Here is a 17,674-nt window from a genome sequence, read left to right on the forward strand (position 1 = left end):
GACGGGAATCCTGACACGCACCACTGACAACGCCCGCCGGGCTGCGCCCGCGCGCGGGCCGCCCCGCCCGCGGAAGGCGCCCGCGGCCACCGGTCACGGGGCCGCGGGCGCCTTCCGGCGGGCTCACCGGGGAGCCGCGCGCGACTCCGGTGAGCTGCCCGCCGGCCCCCGGCCGCTGCCGTCGGGTCCGCGAGGGTGGGAGCGGAAGGCCGTTTCCGGCTGCCGGTACACACCCTCCCGGTACGGCGTGTCCTCCCGGTACCGCGGTTCCGTTTCGTACGGCGCGCTGTTGCCCGGCCCGGCCGGTCCGGGGAGCACCTCCTCCGCGGCCACGGCGAGACAGGCGGCGATCAGCACCACGTTCTTGATGATGTACTGCCCCTCCAGGGTGGGGGTGCCCGTCTGCCCGTTCCACATCTCGCCGGGCAGGACGAGAAGCGCGGAGAAGACGCCCACCATGTGCACGAAGAAGGCGGCGAGCGTCACCCGCAGCAGCACCCCGGAGACCAGCCCCAGGCCGATCACGGTCTCCAGGAGGGCCAGCAGCGGCCGGGTGGCCTCCGGCGGCACCAGGCCGAAGGCCAGTACGTCCATGGTCCGGGTGGCGACGTCCTCGGCCGGGCTCGCCCCCGGCACGAACTTCATGACACCGAACCAGAGGAAGACCAGCCCCACGGACACCCGCAGGACGGTGGTGCTGTGACGTCGGTAGCGGCCCAGAGCGCCTCCGACGACGGGCGCGCACTTGCGGTGCCTGCCGGGCCTGCTCACCGGCACGGTCTTCGGTCCGGTGGTGTGGGGCCGGCCGGTAACGCGGCCGGGTGAGTGGGTACGACTGAGTGATGCGGCGCGGCGGACGCCGACAGGAATCCTGTCAACGCACAACTCCTTGTGGGGGGTTGATGGAGCTGCGGCATGCCCTCCATCCGGCAGCACGTTATAAGTTCGTATCCGTGCCGTAAAGGTCTGGACCATCATTTCTCGGGGTGCGGGGCCCCTCGCGGTGCGTGGGGTGAGGGTCGCCGAACGGGGCCGGACGGCGGCCGGACGCGCGCTCGTACGAGAACTCGGGCGGTGTCCGCGTGGGGTCCGGTCGGTATCCGGCCCCCCGCCCCGCGGTATCCGGTACCGCCGATTCCGGGGCCGCACGGGATCCGCGCCGGACGGCCGGGCGGCGGTTGCCGGTCCGCGCCGGCCCCGCCGATTTCCAAGGAATGCATCAGAGGCATCTGCCGTCACAGAAGCAAGATCCAATTCTTCGGTTCCGTGGACGCGCGCCGCACCGTCGCACTACGCTCGCCCCACGGCGCTGGTTCGCCAATCTGGGGGGAATGTGTTCAAGTCTCTTCTGTCGTTCGCGTGGTTATTCGAGGGCGTCTACGCGGAGAGAGAGGGTCCCCGTCATCTCCGGGCGCTCCGCAGCCTCCAGCCCAAGGAAGACGACGCGTTCGAGCACAACTATCTCTACGCCTGCCTCAGCATTCTGGACTCCAAGGCGCAGGCGCTTCTCTCGTATGTCGGCATTCTGATAGCGTCGGCCTCGATCTCGCTGTCGATCTTTCCGCGCACTGTTACCGCGGGAAGTGTCCTGGTCTTCTCCTCGCTCGCCTGCAGCGGGATGGCGGCCGCACTCTGCCTCACCGTGATCTGGGTGCACTGGACCGATACCTCCGATCTGGAACGGTCCGACGAACTGTTTCTGAAGCTCCTTTCCATCCGGAACAAGCGAACCGTCGGATATCGGCTGGCATGGGCGATGGCGCAGGTCGCCACGGTGTTGCTTCTGCTCGGGATCATTCTCGAACGGAGGCTCTGACAGTCAGCCAGGCCGGGGCACCGGAAATGCCGTGCCCCGGCGCCGAGATGACCAGGACGGATGTATGACCCCCCTTGATGACGCGGATCAGCTGTGTTTCGAAGCGGCTCTGCGAGAGGCACGAGAAGGCCTTGAGCAGGGTGGTGTGCCCGTGGGCGCGGCGCTTCAGCACCAGGGCGCCCTGCTCGCGGTCGGCAGGAACGAGCGCGTACAGAAAGGCGATGCGATCGCACACGGCGAAATGTCGTGTCTGCGCAATGCCGGACGGCAGAGTTCGTACCGGGACATGACGCTCTACACCACCCTTTCGCCCTGCGAAATGTGTACAGGGGCGATCCTGCTGTTCGGGATCAAGAGACTCGTGGTGGGGGAGGCGGTCACCTTCGCCGGGGATCTCGGGGTATTCAAACGGCGCGGAATCGAGGTCGTTCTTCTCGACGACAGCCGCTGCCGGGATCTGATGGAGGAATTCCAGCGGCGCCATCCGCAGGTGTGGGCCGAGGACATCGGGGAGGGGTGAGCCCCGGGTAACCTCCCCCGGGCCGCAGGCCTCCTGCCGTCCGCCGCCGGACCGTCAGATCCCCAGGGCCAGGCCGTCGAGAAAGCCCGCCACCGCCCGCGCGAACCCGTCCGGTTCGTCGTCGTGGATCCAGTGCCCGGCCGAGGGGAAGGAGACGAGCCGGGCGGCGGGCCGGCGGGTGACCATCTCCCGGGCCAGCTCCGCGGGCAGCAGCGTGCTCGCCCCGCCGTGGAGCACCAGCGCGGGACAGCTGGAGCCCAGCCAGTCGTGCCACCAGTCCCCGGTGCCGCCCTCCTGGACCGCCATCCAAGCGAGGTTCCTGTGCACGGCGTGCGGGTTCGCGGCGAACGCGGACCACGTCGGCGCGACGAACGTCCTCAACAGGGCCGGGCTGGCCCTCTGCGCGGCGGCTTAGCCACCGACGCAGGAAGCCCGCGCGTTCACGCGTGGGTGGAGTCACGAAGTACGAGCTGTCGGCACCCCGGCGGCCTCGATCCCGCGTGCGAGCTCGTCACGGGTACGGCCGGCGGCGGGCCAGCCCCGTACGTCCAGCACGGGGTCGGCGATCTCCGGCCTGCGCATCACCGGGCCGACGTCCTCGATGATCAGCCCGGACACCAGTTCCGGGTGACGGGCGGCCAGTTGGTAGGCGGTGATACCGCCCAGGGAGTGCCCGAGGACGACCACGGGACCCGGCGCGAGCGCGCGCAGCAGCTCGGCGGCGTCCTCGACGAAACCGTCGCGCCCGTAGCTCTCGGTCCGGTCGCTCAGTCCGTGTCCGCGCTGATCGGGCGCGATGACCCGGGCCCGGTCGCCGAGGTCCCGCGCCAGCCGGGTGAAGACCGCGCCTCTGCCGAAGGAGCCGGGCAGCGCGAGCAGTAGCGGCCCGCCACCGCCGAAGTCGAGACAGGAGAGACGGTGGCCGGCGACACGGACGGAGTGCTGTGCGGACATGGCGGCAACTCTAGGCCGTGCCGGCCGGGGGACGGCGGGCCGCGGCCCCTGGCCCCGCCGTCCGTGCCCGGAGCCGGGCCGGGCGCGACGAGGGGCCCGCCCGGTGGCGTACCGCCCACTCCGGCCCGTGACGAGCGAGCGGTACGCCGGTCTGTCAACGCGACGGGGGCCGTCAGCGGCCCTGGAGCGCCTTGACGTTGTCGCCGAAGGTCCAGCCCCGTGAGCCGTCCCAGTTGAGGGACCAGGTCATCAGACCCTTGAGCGCGCCGTTGTAGCCGCTCCACGCCTGGGCGACCTGCCCCGGTGCCATATGGCCGCCCCCGGCGCCCGGCTGCGCCGGAAGACCCGGGACCTGCTTGTCGTACGGGACCCTGATCGTGGTGCCCTGGATGACGAGGCCGCGGTCGAGGCAGTCGGTCTGCGCCCGGAAGCCCTCGACGGTCCCGGCGGAGTACGAGTCACCGGAGCATCCGTACATGCTGCCGTTGTAGTACTGCATGTTCAGCCACCAGAGGCGGCCGTTGTCCGCGTACTTCTTGATGACGGGCAGATACGCGCCCCAGATCGAGCCGTACACGACGCTGCCGCCGGTGACGTACGCCGTCTCGGGCGCCATCGTCAGGCCGAACTCCGGCGGCATCTGCGCCAGCACACCGTCGATGATGCGGATGAGGTTGGCCTGTGAGGGCGACAGCTGGTTGATGTTGCCGCTGCCGGTGAGACCGGTCTCGATGTCGATGTCGATCCCGTCGAAGTTGTACTTCTTCAGGATCGGCACGACCGTCGCCACGAACCGGTCGGCGACCGCGCTGGAGCTGAGGTCGATACCGGCCGTCGCGCCGCCGATGGACATCAGGATCGTGAGGCCGGCCGCCTTCGCCTCGCACATCTCGGCCGGGGTGGCGACCTTCACCGTGCTGTCCATGCCGTCTTCCCACAGGACCGTGCCGTCCGAGAGGATGACGGGGAACGCGGCGTTGATGACGTTGTAGCCGTGGCTGCGGATACGGGCGTCGGTGATCGGGATCCAGCCGAGCGGCGGATGCACGCCGTTGGCGGCACCGTCCCAGTTCTCCCAGTACCCGTGGAGCACCTTGCCCGCGGGTTTGGACTTGACGGCGCAGGTCTCCGCCGACGGCGCGCTCTGCGCGCGGGGGGCCGCCGCGGGGCCCGCTCGGCCGGGGGCGGCGTTCGAGGTGCCCGGGGCGGCGGCGACCAGCAGCTGGACGGCTAAGACCGCCGCTGCGCCGATGCCCATCAGGCGGGACATCCGACCGGTCATGGTGTGTTCCCTTCTTGCCTGCACAGACCGCCGCCGAGCCGGTGGACGGCGGCATGCGAACCGGGCGGGACACACCGGGGCCGGGTGGGGGGAGTCCTGCGGAACACGCTCACCTCCTGGGACTGTGGGGGGCCTGGAGACGTACGTGGGGGGTGGTGCGATCAACGTAAGTTGGTCCAGACCTTTCGTCAAGAGGTCTGGACCGAGGGGGAGTTCAGGATCTGACCATAAGTCAGGGGTTGTGGAATTTGACCTCCGGATGCGCGGCGGACGGGCCCTCCAGCAGCGGTTGCGGCACTCCCTTCAGATTCCGGTCGAAGAAGGCCGCGACATAGTCGCGGGTGATCGAGAGCGTGCGCCGTGCGGACAGCGGAGCCTGCGGCAGACCGAAGTGCTCCGAGATGAGCGGGCTGTCGGAGAACGAGCCGTGCTCGGTTCCGGCCACGGTCAGCCAGCGCTTCCAGCCGTCCAGGGCGGGCCACATCGTGTCCCAGGTGCGGTCCGTCCCGCCCGGCCGGTGCACCTCGTCGTCGGTGCCCAGCATCATGAAGGGACGGCCGCCCAGCCCTCCGGCGGGCAGTTCCTCCCAGAACGCGCCGTCCATGTTCACCCCGGCGCCGACGCGCGGATCGCCCGCCATGGCGGTGGCGGCGCTCGCGCCCCCGATGGAGTGTCCGGCCATCCCGATCCGCCGCTTGTCGATCATGGCCGCGTGCCGCCACACCGGCCGGGAGCCGGTGAGCCGGTCCAGGACGAAGGACACGTCCGCCGCCCGGGTCGTGGTGACGACGGACGCGGGCACGCCCTGCTCGTCCAGTGCCGTGCAGGCGACACAGGTCAGCGTCCGGCCGCCGGGGACCGAGATCCCGAACGACTCGTAGGCGTGGTCCACGGAGGCGACGACATGGCCCCGGGAGGCGAGATCCTCCGCGAGGCCGGTCAGTGTGTAGCGGGACACGCTGAACCCGGGCGAGAGCACGACCAGCGGATAGCGCCCCTTCGCCGGGCGGGCACCGACCCTGCTGTGGGTCCGGGTGGCGCTCAGCACCTCCGCGGGCACCAGGGCGTCGATGCCGAGCCCCTTCACCAGCAGCCGGGTCTCGTCGGTGGTGGCATACGGCGCCGGGCGGCCGGACGCGGAACGCGCGGCCGGATAGTGGACGGTCACCATCAGCTCCCGCGCTCCCGCCGCCGGCACCCAGGGGTCCGTGCGGGAGCGGTCGGCGAGCGGGAGGACGGTACTGCCGACGGCGTACTTCCCCGTGGGACGCGGCAGCCGGAGCGGCTGCGACGGCGAGGGAGCCGGGGCGGAGGCGGAGCGCTGCGGGGTGCGTACGGCGGTGTCCGGAGCGGCGGGCGCGCCGGCGGTCTCCCGGACGGCGGCAGCACTCCGGTCACCGGCGGCATCCCGGACTCCGGCGGCGGAGGCGGTGCCCGCCGCGGTGGCGGGGAGTGCGAGAACCAGGGCGAGTACGGCGGCCGTGGCCGCCCGAGTGGGTCTGATCACGGGACGACGGTAGGGCTCCCGCCGCCCCGCGCGCCGGGCTTCGGGCGGTATCGGCCGGCGCCGCCGCCCCGGCCCCGCCCCGGCCGCGCCTCCGGGGTGCCGAGGGCGCGCCGCCGGACGTGCGGGCGGACGAGGCGTGCGGTCGCGTGCGGCCGTTACGGCTTGCGGGCGACTCCGCAGTAGGCGTCGACGACCTCGGTTTCGCCCTCGCCGTCCGGGCGCCACTGGGTGACCTGGGAGATCCCGGGCTCCACCAGTTCCAGTCCGTCGAAGAATCCGGCGATCTCGTCCGTGCTGCGCACGTAGTAGGGGACCGCTCCGCTGGAGTTGTACGCCTCCGAGGCCGCGATCATGCCCTCGCTCGTGGCGGTGCTGTCGCTGATCACCAGGTAGCTGCCGGACGGCAGACCGGCCATCAGGCTGGACACCAGCTCCTTCGCCTGCCGGTGGTCGGCGACGTGGCCGAGCACGTTCAGCAGCATCAGCGCGACCGGGCGGGAGAGATCGAGGGTGTCCCCGGCCTGCTCCAGGATCTTCCCGGGCTCGTACAGATTCGCGTCGATGTACGCGGTCTTCCCCTCGGGCGTGCTGGTGAGCAGCGCGCGGGCGTGTGCCAGCACCAGGGGGTCGTTGTCGACGTAGACGATGTGCGCGTCCGGCGCCACACGCTGGGCGACCTCGTGGGTGTTGTCGGCGGTCGGCAGCCCCGTACCCACGTCCAGGAAGTTGCGGATGCCCTGCTCACCGGCCAGGTAGTGCACCGCACGCCCCAGGAAGAGCCTGCTGGTGCGCGCCACGTCCACCAGTCCCGGGAAAATGTCCTTGATGTGGTCCCCGATCTCCCGGTCGACCTCGTAGTTGTCCTTGCCGCCCACGAAGTAGTTCCAGAAGCGCGCGGAGTGCGGCTTGCCCGTGTCGATCCGGGCGCGTACGTCTTCGGCGGAAGCGAACCGGGGATCAGCGTCGGACATGAAGGCGCCTCCTGCAGCGAACCAGAGCGGTGCTTGATCAATGAACCTTCAACGTAGTCCACGACACCGACCAAGGTCACTTCTGAATACAACTAATTTGACCGGTGTTCTCTTGAAGACTCCTCCCAACGACTCCGCCACGAGCGGACAGGGCCCTGTCGAGAGGGGGTCGGTCACGAGATATCTTGATGTCGAGCAATGTTGCAGACGTGGAGCGGAGCACCCGGTGACTGACTCGACCATCATCTACACGCACACCGACGAGGCCCCGGCCTTGGCGACGTACTCGTTCCTGCCCGTCGTCGAGGCCTACGCCTCGACCGCCGGGGTGGCCGTGGAGAGCCGCGACATCTCCCTGGCGGGGCGGATCATCGCCGGCTTCCCGGAGCGCCTGGAGGAGGGGCAGCGTATCGATGACGCCCTCGCCGAGCTGGGCGAGCTGGCCAGGACGCCCGGTGCGAACATCATCAAGCTGCCGAACATCTCGGCCTCCATCCCGCAGCTGAAGGCCGCCGTCGCCGAGCTTCAGAAGCAGGGCTACGCGCTGCCGGACTACCCGGACGACCCCAGGACCGACGAGGAGCGCGACATCCGCGCCCGCTACGACAAGGTCAAGGGCAGCGCCGTCAACCCGGTCCTGCGCGAGGGCAACTCCGACCGCCGCGCCCCCGCGTCGGTCAAGAACTACGCCAAGGCCCACCCGCACCGCATGGGCGCCTGGTCCGCCGGCTCGAAGACGGACGTCGCGCACATGGAAGCCGACGACTTCCGCTCCACCGAGAAGTCCGCGGTCGTCGCCGAGGCCGGTTCCCTGCGCATCGAGCTGGCGGGCGACGACGGCACCACCACGGTGCTGCGCGAGTCGGTCCCGGTCCTCGCGGGCGAGGTCGTGGACGCGTCCGTCATGCGGATCGGGGCGCTGCGTGAGTTCCTCACGGCCCAGGTCGCCCGCGCCAAGGCGGAGGACGTGCTCTTCTCCGTACACCTCAAGGCCACGATGATGAAGGTCTCCGACCCGATCATCTTCGGCCATGTCGTCCGGGCGTTCTTCCCGAAGACCTTCGCCGAGCACGGCGGGGCGCTCGCCTCCGCCGGGCTGAGCCCGAACGACGGGCTCGGCGGCATCCTCAAGGGCCTGGAGTCCCTGCCCGGAGGCGACGCCATCAAGGCGTCCTTCGAGGCCGAGATCGCCGAGGGCCCGGCCCTGGCGATGGTCGACTCCGACCGCGGCATCACCAATCTGCACGTCCCGAGCGACGTCATCGTCGACGCCTCCATGCCGGCCATGATCCGCACCTCCGGCCACATGTGGGGCCCCGACGGCGAGGAGGCCGACACGCTCGCCGTCCTCCCGGACAGCAGCTACGCCGGTATCTACCAGGTCGTCATCGACGACTGCCGGGCCAACGGCGCGTACGACCCGGCCACGATGGGCTCCGTGCCGAACGTCGGGCTCATGGCGCAGAAGGCCGAGGAGTACGGCAGCCACGACAAGACCTTCGAGATCGCCACCACCGGCACCGTGCGCGTCCTCGACGCCTCCGGCAACGCCGTGCTGGAGCAGACCGTGTCCGCGGGCGACATCTTCCGCATGTGCCAGACCAAGGACCTGCCGATCCAGGACTGGGTCAAGCTCGCCGTCACCCGCGCCCGCGCCACCGGCGACCCGGCCGTCTTCTGGCTCGACGGGAGCCGCGCCCATGACGCGCGGCTCATCGAGAAGGTCGAGGCGTACCTCCCGGAGCACGACACCGAGGGCCTGACCATCGAGGTCATGGCCCCCGTGGACGCCATCCGGTACTCCCTGGAGCGCATCCGCCGCGGTGAGGACACCATCTCCGTCACCGGCAACGTCCTGCGTGACTACCTCACCGACCTGTTCCCGATCCTGGAGCTGGGCACGAGCGCCAAGATGCTCTCGGTCGTCCCGCTCATGAACGGCGGCGGACTGTTCGAGACCGGTGCCGGCGGCTCCGCCCCCAAGCACGTCCAGCAGCTGGTCAAGGAGAACTACCTGCGCTGGGACAGCCTGGGCGAGTTCCTCGCGCTCGCGGTCAGCTTCGAGCACCTCGCCACCACCACGGGCAACGCGCGCGCCCAGGTGCTCGCCGACACCCTGGACCGCGCGACCGGCACCTTCCTCAACGAGGACAAGTCGCCGAGCCGCAGGCTGGGCGGCATCGACAACCGCGGCAGCCACTTCTACCTGGCGCTCTACTGGGCCCAGGAGCTGGCCGGGCAGACCGAGGACACCCAGCTGGCGGAGGCGTTCGCCGCACTGGCCAAGACGCTGAGCGCGCAGGAGGAGGCCATCGTGGCCGAGCTGATCGCCGTGCAGGGCTCCCCGGTCGACATCGGCGGCTACTACCAGCCGGACCCGGCCAAGGCGGCGGCGGTCATGCGCCCGTCGGCGACCTTCAACCAGGCCATCGCGTCCCTCGGCTGAGACGGCCGGACCGGCGACGGCCGGCGCCGCAGCGGTGCCGGCCGCACGGCCGCGGTCCCGCCACGGCTGGACCTCACCGGTGTGCACCGCACCGGTTTGCACCGCCCCTTCCCGGCACCGGCCGGGAGGGGGCGGTGCCCGTTCCGGGCCGTCAGCGCGCGGCGCCCGGGGTGTCGCCGCGCATCCGGCCGTCCTTGGTGAGCGGCGGATCGTCCAGCCGCGGCAGATAGCAGCGCCGGAACAGCTCACCGCTGAACTCCCGGCGGCTGCGCACACCCGCCTTGTCGAACACCTTCCGCAGATGGTCCTGCACCGTGTACTCCGCGATGTGGAGCGCGGCGGAGACCTCGGCCGTCGAGCGGCCGAGCAGGACGTGCTGGGCGACCTCGCGCTCGCGGGGAGTGAGTCCGTACGCGTCGAGGACGATGGCGGTCAGCTCCCGGGGAGTGCTCGGCGCGAGCGAGACATAGGTGAGAGTCTCCGGGCCTGATCCTCCGGGCCGCGCCTCGGCGGACCGGTTTCTTCCGGTACGCGGTCCGGCGCCGGTTCCTCCCGGGTCGGGGTCGGCGGCTCCGGTTTCCCCCGGGCGGGTGCCGCCGGAGCCGGTCGCTCCGGGGTGATCGAGTTCCGTGCCGCCGGAGCGGGAACCGGGGCTGGAAGCGGGGCCGGAGCCGGAATCCGGCTCGCAGCCGTGTGTCCGGTCGCCGCCCCCGGGCCCGCCGCCCGCCGTTCCCTCACCCCTCCCGCTCTCGCGCCAGGCGCTCAGCGTCACCCACTGCCCGGTACGGCTGATCGCCCGTGACCGCACCTGTACGCCGGGACCGGTCGTTCGCACCTTGTTGACGAGCGCGGTCAGCGCGTACGGAACCCGGCGTCCGGGCGCCGGATGCGCTTCCTGGACGAGCCCCAGCCAGCGTTCCGCGGTGGCGGTGCACAGCCGCGTCCGCTGATCGTCGTCGATGATCAGCAGACCCGCCGCGTCCGGTACGTCGTCCCGGTCGATGCCCGACAGCAGAAGCGAGCGCCGCAGCGCGGTCGCGGCCGGCACCCTGACCGCGCCGGCCAGGGCGACTTCCGCGGGCGTGAACGGCCGGGAGCCCTCGGCCCGGCACAGGACGAACAGCCCCCAGGTGCGGGCGCCGTCCCGCAGCAGGATCCGCAGCTCGTCGGCGAGGCCCGCCGGCCGGAGCACATCGCGGTAGTAGACGCTCTCCGCCATCCGGCCGCCCGTCGATCGACTCAGCAGACTGACGGGATCGGCGCGGCGCGCCAGCGCACGGATGTTGTCGACGCCCATCTGGTCGGCGTGCTCGATCTCGAACAGCCGGGGCATCACACTGCGCGGGAAGGAGTGCTCGTGGAGCCCGCCGGTGTCCAGGAGGGTCGCGGGGTCGAGCATCACGGCACACCAGACGTCGGCCGCGACGGCGTTGAGCAGGGTGTCGGCCGCGGCCTGGAGGACATCGAGCGCGCCACCGGTTCCCCGGCTGCGTAACCGGCGCTCCAGCGCGCTCACCAGGCCTTCCCTGGCGGCGGCCCCGGCGGCGGACTCACGGGCGGAGGAGCGGCTGGACACGGAGCGGGGGAGGGGTGCGTGGTTCACGCGAGCAGGCTAGAGCGCCCCCCAGACATCTGGGATGGGAACGGTACAGAAGCACGCCTAGTTTGGTACCCGAGGGGGCGGGAGCGCAGCGGCTGTTGACGGACCGCCTTCACCGGGCCCGCGCGCGTCGGGGGCGCGCGCGGGCCCCGCCGCCGCGACGGGCTCCGTCCGGCCCGGCGGGATCCCGTATCTCCTCGCGGTCCGGGGAATCCTCGGTGTCCGGTGGCTTCTTGGTCTCCGGTGGGGCCTCGGTCTCCCGGGGTTCGACGTCGTCCCGGGGTTCTTCGGGGGGACGCGCCTCAGACACCTGTGGTCGCCCGGACCGTCCCGGAGGCGACGGCCTCGGCCAGGGCGGTGTGGTCGACGGCGTTCTGATCGGCGTAGCGCAGCGAGAACTCACCGATGGCACGGTCGAAGACGTCCCCGCCGCCGAGGTAGGAGGCGATGGCGATCCGGTCGCCCGCGCGGGCGTGGGCATGGGCGAGCGCGGTGCCGCACAGCCCCGCGTAACGGCGCAGCATGCCCGGTGTCATGCTCTCGACGTCGGCGGACCCCTTCATGTCACGTAGCTGCCGCCAGTAGAAGTGGCGGCCGTTCGGTCCGGTGATCCAGCCGAGGAAGATGTCGCTGGCGGCCTGGAGCATCCGCTGTCCGGCGACCACGCGGTGCCCCTGATGGGCGTGCTCACCGGCGGGCAGATCGCTCTCCAGCACGGAGTGCACGGCCTCCTTGGCCTGGAGGAAGAGCGGATCCCCCGCGTCCCTGCCGGTCAGCAGCACGACGAAGCAGCGGGTGCCGACACTGCCGACGCCCACGACCTTGCGGGCGACGTCGACGACCTGGAAGCGGTCCAGCAGCTGCCGGCGGTCCTCGGGGAGGGTGGAGCGGTAGCCGGCGAAGAGCTTGTGGATCGTCGACTGGTCCATCGCGTCCATCGGTTCGAGCAGGGGCGGGTCGTTGATGATCCTGCGCCGGCCGTCCACGACCTCGGTGAGCTTGCCCAGCGCCTGGAGGCTGGTGCGGTGCCGGGCGCGGGCGATGCTGGAGCCGACCCGCTTGCGGTACACGGGCTTGAACAGCGTGGCGGCGTCCCTGGTGTCGATCCGCGTGTACCAGACCTCCAGCTCCCCCCGGCCGGCGAGATCCCGCATCGTCTGCCGGTACGACTGCGCCGCCGCGGAGGCCGCGCGCCGGGCCTGCGCCGGGCCGTGCCCGTTGTCCAGGGCGGCCACGGCCACACTCGCGGCGAGGCGCTTGACGTCCCACTCGAAGGGGCCGGGCAGGGTCTCGTCGAAGTCGTTGAGATCGAAGAGGAGAGCGCGTTCGGGTGAGGCGTACATGCCGAAGTTCAGCAGATGGGCGTCCCCGCACAGCTGGACCGTCAGACCCGTGTGCGGCTGCGCGGCCAGATCGGCGGTCATGACGGCCGCGGCACCCCGCAGAAAGGCGAAGGGGGAGGCGGCCATCCGGCCGGTACGGATGGGCACCAGCTCCGGTACCCGGTCCGCGGCCTGCCGCTCCAGCACCGCCACCGGTTCCTCCCGGTCCGCGGCGGGGACCCAGGAGCCCTGCTCCGACCGGGGTACGGCCTTCCGCTCGTTCCTGCCGCGGCTCGCCCGCTCGGCCGGTGTCGTCATGGGGTGCCTCCCGTCGGACAGGTGAGGGTGGCTTCAGTCAACGCCCGGCGGCCGGGCGCCGCATCTCGGACCCGCCCCTCCGCCGCGGCGGCCCGTGACGACGAGGAATCGTCGGCGGACGGCCGAGGCGGACCGGACCTTCCGGCTGCCGGAGCGCCGCCGCCCGGCACCCTCCCGTGGACGATCGCAGGTGACCCGCACACGAGCCGTGCGCCCGTTGCCCGTGACCACGCCGACTGACCACGCCGACTTCTCGACGGGCGGCCACGGGCGGGCCGTACGCGCGGGTGGCCCGTGCCGTACGGCGTCCGTGCACCCGGGCGGGTGTGCCTGTGGCGCATGACGCGCCGGGTGAGCCCCGGACCCCGGCCGTACGCCCCCTACCGGTCCGGGTAAGTCCTGGCGGTCCGGGTAAGTCCTGGCGGTCCCGGGACGGCCCGGCCCGGACCCGTCCGTACGCCCCCGCCGGTCCCGGCCGTACGCCCTCAGTGGCCGCCCCCGGACGAGACGTCGAGCCGCTTGGTGAAGGTCCTGCCGCCGTCCCCGGACTCGTACACCCCGTCCTGGGTCGCCGCGACCAGCCGGGTGGCGTCGACGGCCGTGAGCGCCTGCGGCCGCCCGCCCGGCACGGTGCCGACCTCCTTCCAGCTCTTGCCGCCGTCGCCGCTGAGGTTCAGCCGTCCGGTGGGGTCGATGCCGTACAGGGCCCGGGGCGCGGTCCAGGAGACGTACGCCATGAGCGGCTTCGCACCGGGTCCGAAGGTCCTGCCGCCGTCGGTGGAGCGGACGAGCCCGGACTCGGTGGTGGCGAGTACGGTGTCGGGGTCGTCGGGGCTGACGGCGATGTCCAGCGCCCGCAGCTCGCCGCGCTTCTCCCAGGTCACACCGTCCTTGCTGACGCGCAGGAGCCCGTTGGTGCTGTCGTAGCCGTAGACCCTGCCGTGCGCCTGGTCGAGTGCGTGGAAGTCGACCTCGCCGGAGAGCGATTTGTCCTTCCAGGTCCTGCCCGTGTCGGTGCTCTCGATGAGACCGAGATTGGCGGGGGCGTCGCGCCCCGGCGCGGGGTGCCCGCTGGCCAGGAACGACCCGTCCTTGCCGATGGCGAATCCCATGAAGTCGTCCTTGCGGTCGCCGACGAGCTGCGGTCCGCCGTTCTTGTCCGGGGTGTAGACGCCGTTGTGCGTGGCGACGTAGAGCTTGCCGTCCGACGGGTGGATGCCGACACCGTGGATATGGCTGATCGCGGTGCCGGACGGGGTGCCGGAGTCCGGTGTGTCGCCGCCGCTGTCGGAGCCGCCGCCGGAACAGGCACTCAGCGTGAACACGAGGGCGGCGGCGGACGCGGACAGGGCGATGAGGCGCTTCTTCATGGGGTCCTGATCATGTCGGTGGGTTCGGTGGGTTCGGTGGGTTCGGTGGGTTCGGTGGGTTCGGTGACCACGGGGTCCGGTACGAGGGGTGAGCGGGCCGCCGGGTGAGGTTCCGGGGCCGGACGCGAGGGACGGAGATCCCGGGGACGGCGCGGAGCGCAGGTCCCGGGGACCGGCCGGCCCGGCTCCGGGGGAACCGGGCCGACGGCCCGCGCGAGGTGCCCGGTCCCACGCGACGCGCGGGGGACCGGGCCGGGTGGTCAGAGCCGCCCGAGGATCGCCGTGAACTCGTCGACCTCGGTCTGCTGGGCTTGGACGACATTGGCGGCGAGCTGCTTCGCCGTCGCGTTCCTGCCCTTCTTCTGCTCGTCTTCGGCCATGGTGATCGCGCCCTTGTGATGGTCGATCATCATCTGCGCGAACTTCTTGTCGAAGTCCACGCCCTTGGCGGCCTTCAGCTGCTCCATGTCCTTCTCGGACATCATTCCGGACATGCCGGAGCCGTCGGAGGAGCCGTTGCCGTGGTCCATGCCGGGCATGCCGCCGCCGGACTCGGGCTTGCCCCACGCCTTGAGCCAGGACTTCATCTTCTGGATCTCGGGCTCCTGCGCCCCGGCGATCCTGGTCGCGAGCGTCTTGATCTCCGCGCTCTTGGCGCGGCTCGCGGCCAGCTCGGACATCTGAAGGGCCTGCTCGTGGTGGGGGATCATCATCTGGGCGAACATCACGTCCGCGTCGTTGAACGCGCCCGGCGCCGGGTTGTCGCCGGCGGGCGCGCTCGCGGCGGTGGAGCTCTTCCTGCTCCCGTGGTCCATGCCGTCCATGTCGTCGTTGCCGCAGGCGGCGAGCACCAGCCCCGCGGCGGCCACGGTCGCGGCGAGTGCGGTACGGCGGGCCCACGGGCGGCGCGCGGTGATCCCGGCGCGCTTGATGGCTGTCATGTCGATTCCTCGTGCTGTCTGTTCCGCGGATCAGCGGACTGGTCCGCGAAGGGAAGGGACGGGGCGAACGGGGACGCGGGCACGCAGAGGCGGCCCGCGGCTGCGTCAGTCCCTATATCCGCAGGATCGACAGTCGGGCGAGGTCGGGTCTGGGGGGTGGCGGTTCGGGGCGCAGGGCGGCCACGGCGCCAGCGCGGAGCAGCGACAGCCACTCCGTACGGCGGCTGAGCGCGGCGCGGAGGAGTCCGGCGAGCATCCAGGTGCCGAGGACGGCGACACAGAGGGAGACCATGTTCATGGGCATGCCCGATGCCGGAGAGCCCGCGGTGTCGTGTCCGGCCGCCGTCCGGTTGCCGGGGGCGGGTTCGGACGCCGGAGAGGCAGCGGTGGCCTCGGCCGTACGTACGCCGCCGTCGCCGTGGCGGTCGCTCTCCGCCCGTACGGCGGTGCCGGGCGCGTGTGCCCCTGTCACCGCCGCGGCACCGGAAGGGCTGCCCGGATGGGCCGTACCGGATCCGCTGTCGGGATGACCCACCGTATGCATCGCGAAGACACCTAGCGCGAGCACGACGAACAGCAGATGCCACCAGGCACCGGCCGCTCGGATCCTCTTGCTCGCACTCACTACGCTGACCTCCGGGACCGACGATACCGAAGGACTCCGCCCGCTGGGTTCCCCTCCCCATATCTACTAAGCTCCTTGGCGTTGATGGCAGAGGAGGATCCAGTGGGCATACGAACATGGGAACTGCGGCAGTGGTCGACGGCGACGGTCGTCACCGTCGTCGCGGCCATCGCGATCGGGGTGCCGACCGGCGTGGTGCCCTCCTCCCTCTACTCCCGGATGACACCCGTGCTCTGGTGGAACTACCCGGTGTGGGCTCTGAGCTCCGTCCTGATGGGTCTCCTCGCCGCCACCTATGCCGGTGTCCCCCGGACGCGCACCACGGGCGGGCCGCGCAGCGCCCGTGCGCTGGCAGCCGGGATCCTCTCCGTCTTCGCCGTGGGCTGTCCCGTCTGCAACAAGCTCGTCGTCCTCGCGCTGGGGATGAGCGGTGCGATGTCGTACTGGGCCCCGGCCCAGCCCGTCATGGCGGTGGCGTCCCTCGCGCTCCTCGCCCATGCCCTCGTACGCCGTCTGCGCACGGCCGGCGCCTGCCCGCTGCCCGGCCCCGTCGCACCGGTGGAGACGGAAGGCGCGCCGGGGACGACCGGAGCACAGGACGGTTCCCGGGCCGGACGGCCGGCGCCGCACGGGGCGGACACGTCCTCCACGGGAGCAGGGCCGACGACTACGATGAGCAGCCACTGAAGCCGGGGTCTTCGAGGCCGACGGCGAAGGGAGCGGACGTGCGACAGCTGGGAGATCTGGAGGCGGAGATCATGGACCGCCTCTGGAGCTGGGGGCGTCCCGCCACGGCGCGTGAGGTCCGTGACGACCTCAACAAGAAGCGCCCCATCGCGTACAGCACGGTCAAAACGGTCGCCGACATCCTCTACAACAAGGGCATGCTCAGCCGGGAGAAGGACGGCCGGGCCTGGCTCTACCGTGCCACCTGCACACGGCAGCAGTACACGGCCGCCCGGATGCAGGACGCCCTGGAGGACAACCCCGACCCGGCCGGAGTGCTGCTGAGCTTCGTGGAGCAGATCTCCGCCGACGAGGTCCAGGCGCTGCGTTCAGCGCTGCGTGCCGCCAAGCGGCGGAGCGGCTCGTGATCCCGGCCCTCGCGCTGGCCGTGTACGCCCTGATGGCCGGGGTGGCCGTCCCCCACGTCCTCGCGCGCTCCCGGTGGGCTCATCGCGCCCCCACCGTGGCGGTCCTGGCCTGGCAGGGGCTGACGCTGACCTTCGTCGTCGCCACGGCGCTCGCCGTCTACCACGTCGTCCTCGTGGAGCAGCATGTGCACGACGGCCTCGTGGGGCTGCTCAGCGCCTGCGGGCTGGCCGCGGACGCGCCTCCCGGGAACTCTCCGGCGACGCTGAGCGACGTGGGTCTGCTGCTGGCGCCCGCCACCATCGTGCTGTTCCCGCTCGGCTGGCTCGTGCGCACCGCGTGGCAGGCCCGGGGCGAACGGCGGCGGCACGCGGCCCTGCTCACCGTGATCGGCACGGAGACATCGGAGTACGGTGCGACGGTCGTGGACCACGATGTACCGGCCGTGTACTGCCTGCCGGGCAGAGCCCGGCGGATGGTCGTGACGCGCGGCGCGCTGGAGCTGCTGACCGACGAACAGCTGCGGGCCGTGCTGGAACACGAGAAGGCGCACATCCGGGGCCGTCACCACCTCCTGCGGGCCGCGACGACGGCGTTCGCGCGCGCCTTCCCCGGTCTGCCGCTCGCCGGACTCGCCCAGGAGCAGACCGCGCTGCTCCTCGAAATGATCGCCGACGACCGCGCCCTGCGGTTCCATTCCCGCGAGGCCCTCGCCACCGCCCTCTGCGAGGTCGCCGCCGGACGCGCGCCGCGGGTCGGCCTGGGAGCCGGCGGTCCCGGGGCCCTCATCAGGCTGCGGCGCATTCTGACTCCCCAGGACCGGCCGCACCGGGTGACCTGGCTGGGTGTCATCATCGCTTCGGTCGCGGCGCCCTTCCTGCCGCTGCTGGTGGCCTGCGGCCCGGTCTGA

15 protein-coding genes and 1 pseudogene are annotated in these 17,674 nt (G+C 71.6%); 6 read left to right on the forward strand and 10 right to left on the reverse strand.

What is annotated here, in order from left to right:
- Nucleotides 1–123: 123 nt before the first annotated feature.
- The gene (locus tag ACFYT4_RS13295) at nucleotides 124–777 is read right to left on the reverse strand and encodes a DoxX family membrane protein (protein ID WP_389267700.1); all 654 of its coding nucleotides are present in this window, start codon (nucleotides 775–777) and stop codon (nucleotides 124–126) included.
- Nucleotides 778–1,333: 556 nt separating this feature from the next.
- On the opposite strand from ACFYT4_RS13295, the gene ACFYT4_RS13300 reads away from it, so the two are divergent.
- Both ACFYT4_RS13300 and ACFYT4_RS13305 read left to right on the forward strand, forming a co-directional pair.
- Nucleotides 1,334–1,816: a hypothetical protein gene (locus tag ACFYT4_RS13300; protein WP_389267701.1), complete on the forward strand. Its 483-nt coding sequence runs from the start codon at nucleotides 1,334–1,336 to the stop codon at nucleotides 1,814–1,816.
- Between the two features lie 64 nt (nucleotides 1,817–1,880).
- A complete protein-coding gene (locus tag ACFYT4_RS13305; protein WP_389267702.1) occupies nucleotides 1,881–2,336 on the forward strand; it encodes a nucleoside deaminase in 456 nt (151 codons plus the stop codon).
- 54 nt (nucleotides 2,337–2,390) lie between these two features.
- Here ACFYT4_RS13305 and ACFYT4_RS13310 read toward each other — a convergent pair.
- The 4 genes and pseudogenes from ACFYT4_RS13310 to ACFYT4_RS13325 all read right to left on the reverse strand — a co-directional run bounded on the left by ACFYT4_RS13310 (nucleotide 2,391) and on the right by ACFYT4_RS13325 (nucleotide 7,050).
- A pseudogene (locus ACFYT4_RS13310) lies at nucleotides 2,391–3,290 on the reverse strand (alpha/beta fold hydrolase).
- Nucleotides 3,291–3,462: 172 nt separating this feature from the next.
- Entirely contained in the window at nucleotides 3,463–4,572 is a 1,110-nt protein-coding gene (locus ACFYT4_RS13315) for a chitinase (protein ID WP_389267703.1), read from the reverse strand.
- A 232-nt stretch (nucleotides 4,573–4,804) separates the two neighbouring features.
- A complete protein-coding gene (locus tag ACFYT4_RS13320; protein WP_389267704.1) occupies nucleotides 4,805–6,079 on the reverse strand; it encodes an alpha/beta hydrolase family protein in 1,275 nt (424 codons plus the stop codon).
- Between the two features lie 155 nt (nucleotides 6,080–6,234).
- Nucleotides 6,235–7,050 carry an SAM-dependent methyltransferase gene (locus ACFYT4_RS13325; protein ID WP_389267705.1) on the reverse strand — a complete coding sequence of 272 codons (816 nt, stop codon included), beginning with the start codon at nucleotides 7,048–7,050 and terminating at the stop codon, nucleotides 6,235–6,237.
- Between the two features lie 226 nt (nucleotides 7,051–7,276).
- On the opposite strand from ACFYT4_RS13325, the gene ACFYT4_RS13330 reads away from it, so the two are divergent.
- A complete protein-coding gene (locus ACFYT4_RS13330; protein WP_389267706.1) occupies nucleotides 7,277–9,496 on the forward strand; it encodes an NADP-dependent isocitrate dehydrogenase in 2,220 nt (739 codons plus the stop codon).
- Nucleotides 9,497–9,647: 151 nt separating this feature from the next.
- On the opposite strand, the gene ACFYT4_RS13335 is transcribed toward ACFYT4_RS13330, so the two are convergent.
- The 5 genes from ACFYT4_RS13335 to ACFYT4_RS13355 form a co-directional block, all read right to left on the reverse strand.
- A complete protein-coding gene (locus tag ACFYT4_RS13335) occupies nucleotides 9,648–11,099 on the reverse strand; it encodes a LuxR C-terminal-related transcriptional regulator (protein WP_389267707.1) in 1,452 nt (483 codons plus the stop codon).
- A gap of 299 nt (nucleotides 11,100–11,398) precedes the next feature.
- A complete protein-coding gene (locus tag ACFYT4_RS13340) occupies nucleotides 11,399–12,736 on the reverse strand; it encodes a DUF2252 domain-containing protein (RefSeq protein WP_389267708.1) in 1,338 nt (445 codons plus the stop codon).
- Between the two features lie 485 nt (nucleotides 12,737–13,221).
- Entirely contained in the window at nucleotides 13,222–14,106 is an 885-nt protein-coding gene (locus ACFYT4_RS13345; RefSeq protein WP_389267709.1) for a F510_1955 family glycosylhydrolase, read from the reverse strand.
- Nucleotides 14,107–14,366: 260 nt separating this feature from the next.
- On the reverse strand, nucleotides 14,367–15,047 hold the full coding sequence (locus tag ACFYT4_RS13350; protein ID WP_389267710.1) for a DUF305 domain-containing protein: 681 nt from the start codon (nucleotides 15,045–15,047) through the stop codon (nucleotides 14,367–14,369).
- A 112-nt stretch (nucleotides 15,048–15,159) separates the two neighbouring features.
- Nucleotides 15,160–15,672 (reverse strand): hypothetical protein, encoded by a 513-nt coding sequence (locus tag ACFYT4_RS13355; RefSeq protein ID WP_389267711.1) that lies wholly within the window; start codon nucleotides 15,670–15,672, stop codon nucleotides 15,160–15,162.
- A 102-nt stretch (nucleotides 15,673–15,774) separates the two neighbouring features.
- Here ACFYT4_RS13355 and ACFYT4_RS13360 point away from each other — a divergent pair, with 102 nt between their 5' ends.
- Genes ACFYT4_RS13360 through ACFYT4_RS13370 form a run of 3 tightly spaced genes read left to right on the forward strand, consistent with a single transcriptional unit; the run spans nucleotide 15,775 to nucleotide 17,674 of the window.
- Nucleotides 15,775–16,359: a hypothetical protein gene (locus tag ACFYT4_RS13360; RefSeq protein WP_389267712.1), complete on the forward strand. Its 585-nt coding sequence runs from the start codon at nucleotides 15,775–15,777 to the stop codon at nucleotides 16,357–16,359.
- A gap of 38 nt (nucleotides 16,360–16,397) precedes the next feature.
- Entirely contained in the window at nucleotides 16,398–16,766 is a 369-nt protein-coding gene (locus tag ACFYT4_RS13365) for a BlaI/MecI/CopY family transcriptional regulator (protein WP_389267713.1), read from the forward strand.
- Entirely contained in the window at nucleotides 16,763–17,674 is a 912-nt protein-coding gene (locus ACFYT4_RS13370; protein WP_389267714.1) for a M56 family metallopeptidase, read from the forward strand. Before ACFYT4_RS13365 ends, ACFYT4_RS13370 begins: the two co-directional genes overlap by 4 nt.

It is taken from the genome of Streptomyces sp. NPDC004609, from assembly GCF_042873655.1.
In the GTDB taxonomy this organism is placed as follows: domain Bacteria; phylum Actinomycetota; class Actinomycetes; order Streptomycetales; family Streptomycetaceae; genus Streptomyces.

Bases quoted from the DNA above. Each gene is read 5' to 3' on its own strand.
- ACFYT4_RS13305 (WP_389267702.1), top strand. From the start codon at position 1,881: ATGACCCCCCTTGATGACGCGGATCAGCTGTGTTTCGAAGCGGCTCTG.
- ACFYT4_RS13345 (WP_389267709.1), bottom strand. From the start codon at position 14,106: ATGAAGAAGCGCCTCATCGCCCTGTCCGCGTCCGCCGCCGCCCTCGTG.
- ACFYT4_RS13315 (WP_389267703.1), bottom strand. From the start codon at position 4,572: ATGACCGGTCGGATGTCCCGCCTGATGGGCATCGGCGCAGCGGCGGTC.
- ACFYT4_RS13325 (WP_389267705.1), bottom strand. From the start codon at position 7,050: ATGTCCGACGCTGATCCCCGGTTCGCTTCCGCCGAAGACGTACGCGCC.
- ACFYT4_RS13340 (WP_389267708.1), bottom strand. From the start codon at position 12,736: ATGACGACACCGGCCGAGCGGGCGAGCCGCGGCAGGAACGAGCGGAAG.
- ACFYT4_RS13350 (WP_389267710.1), bottom strand. From the start codon at position 15,047: ATGACAGCCATCAAGCGCGCCGGGATCACCGCGCGCCGCCCGTGGGCC.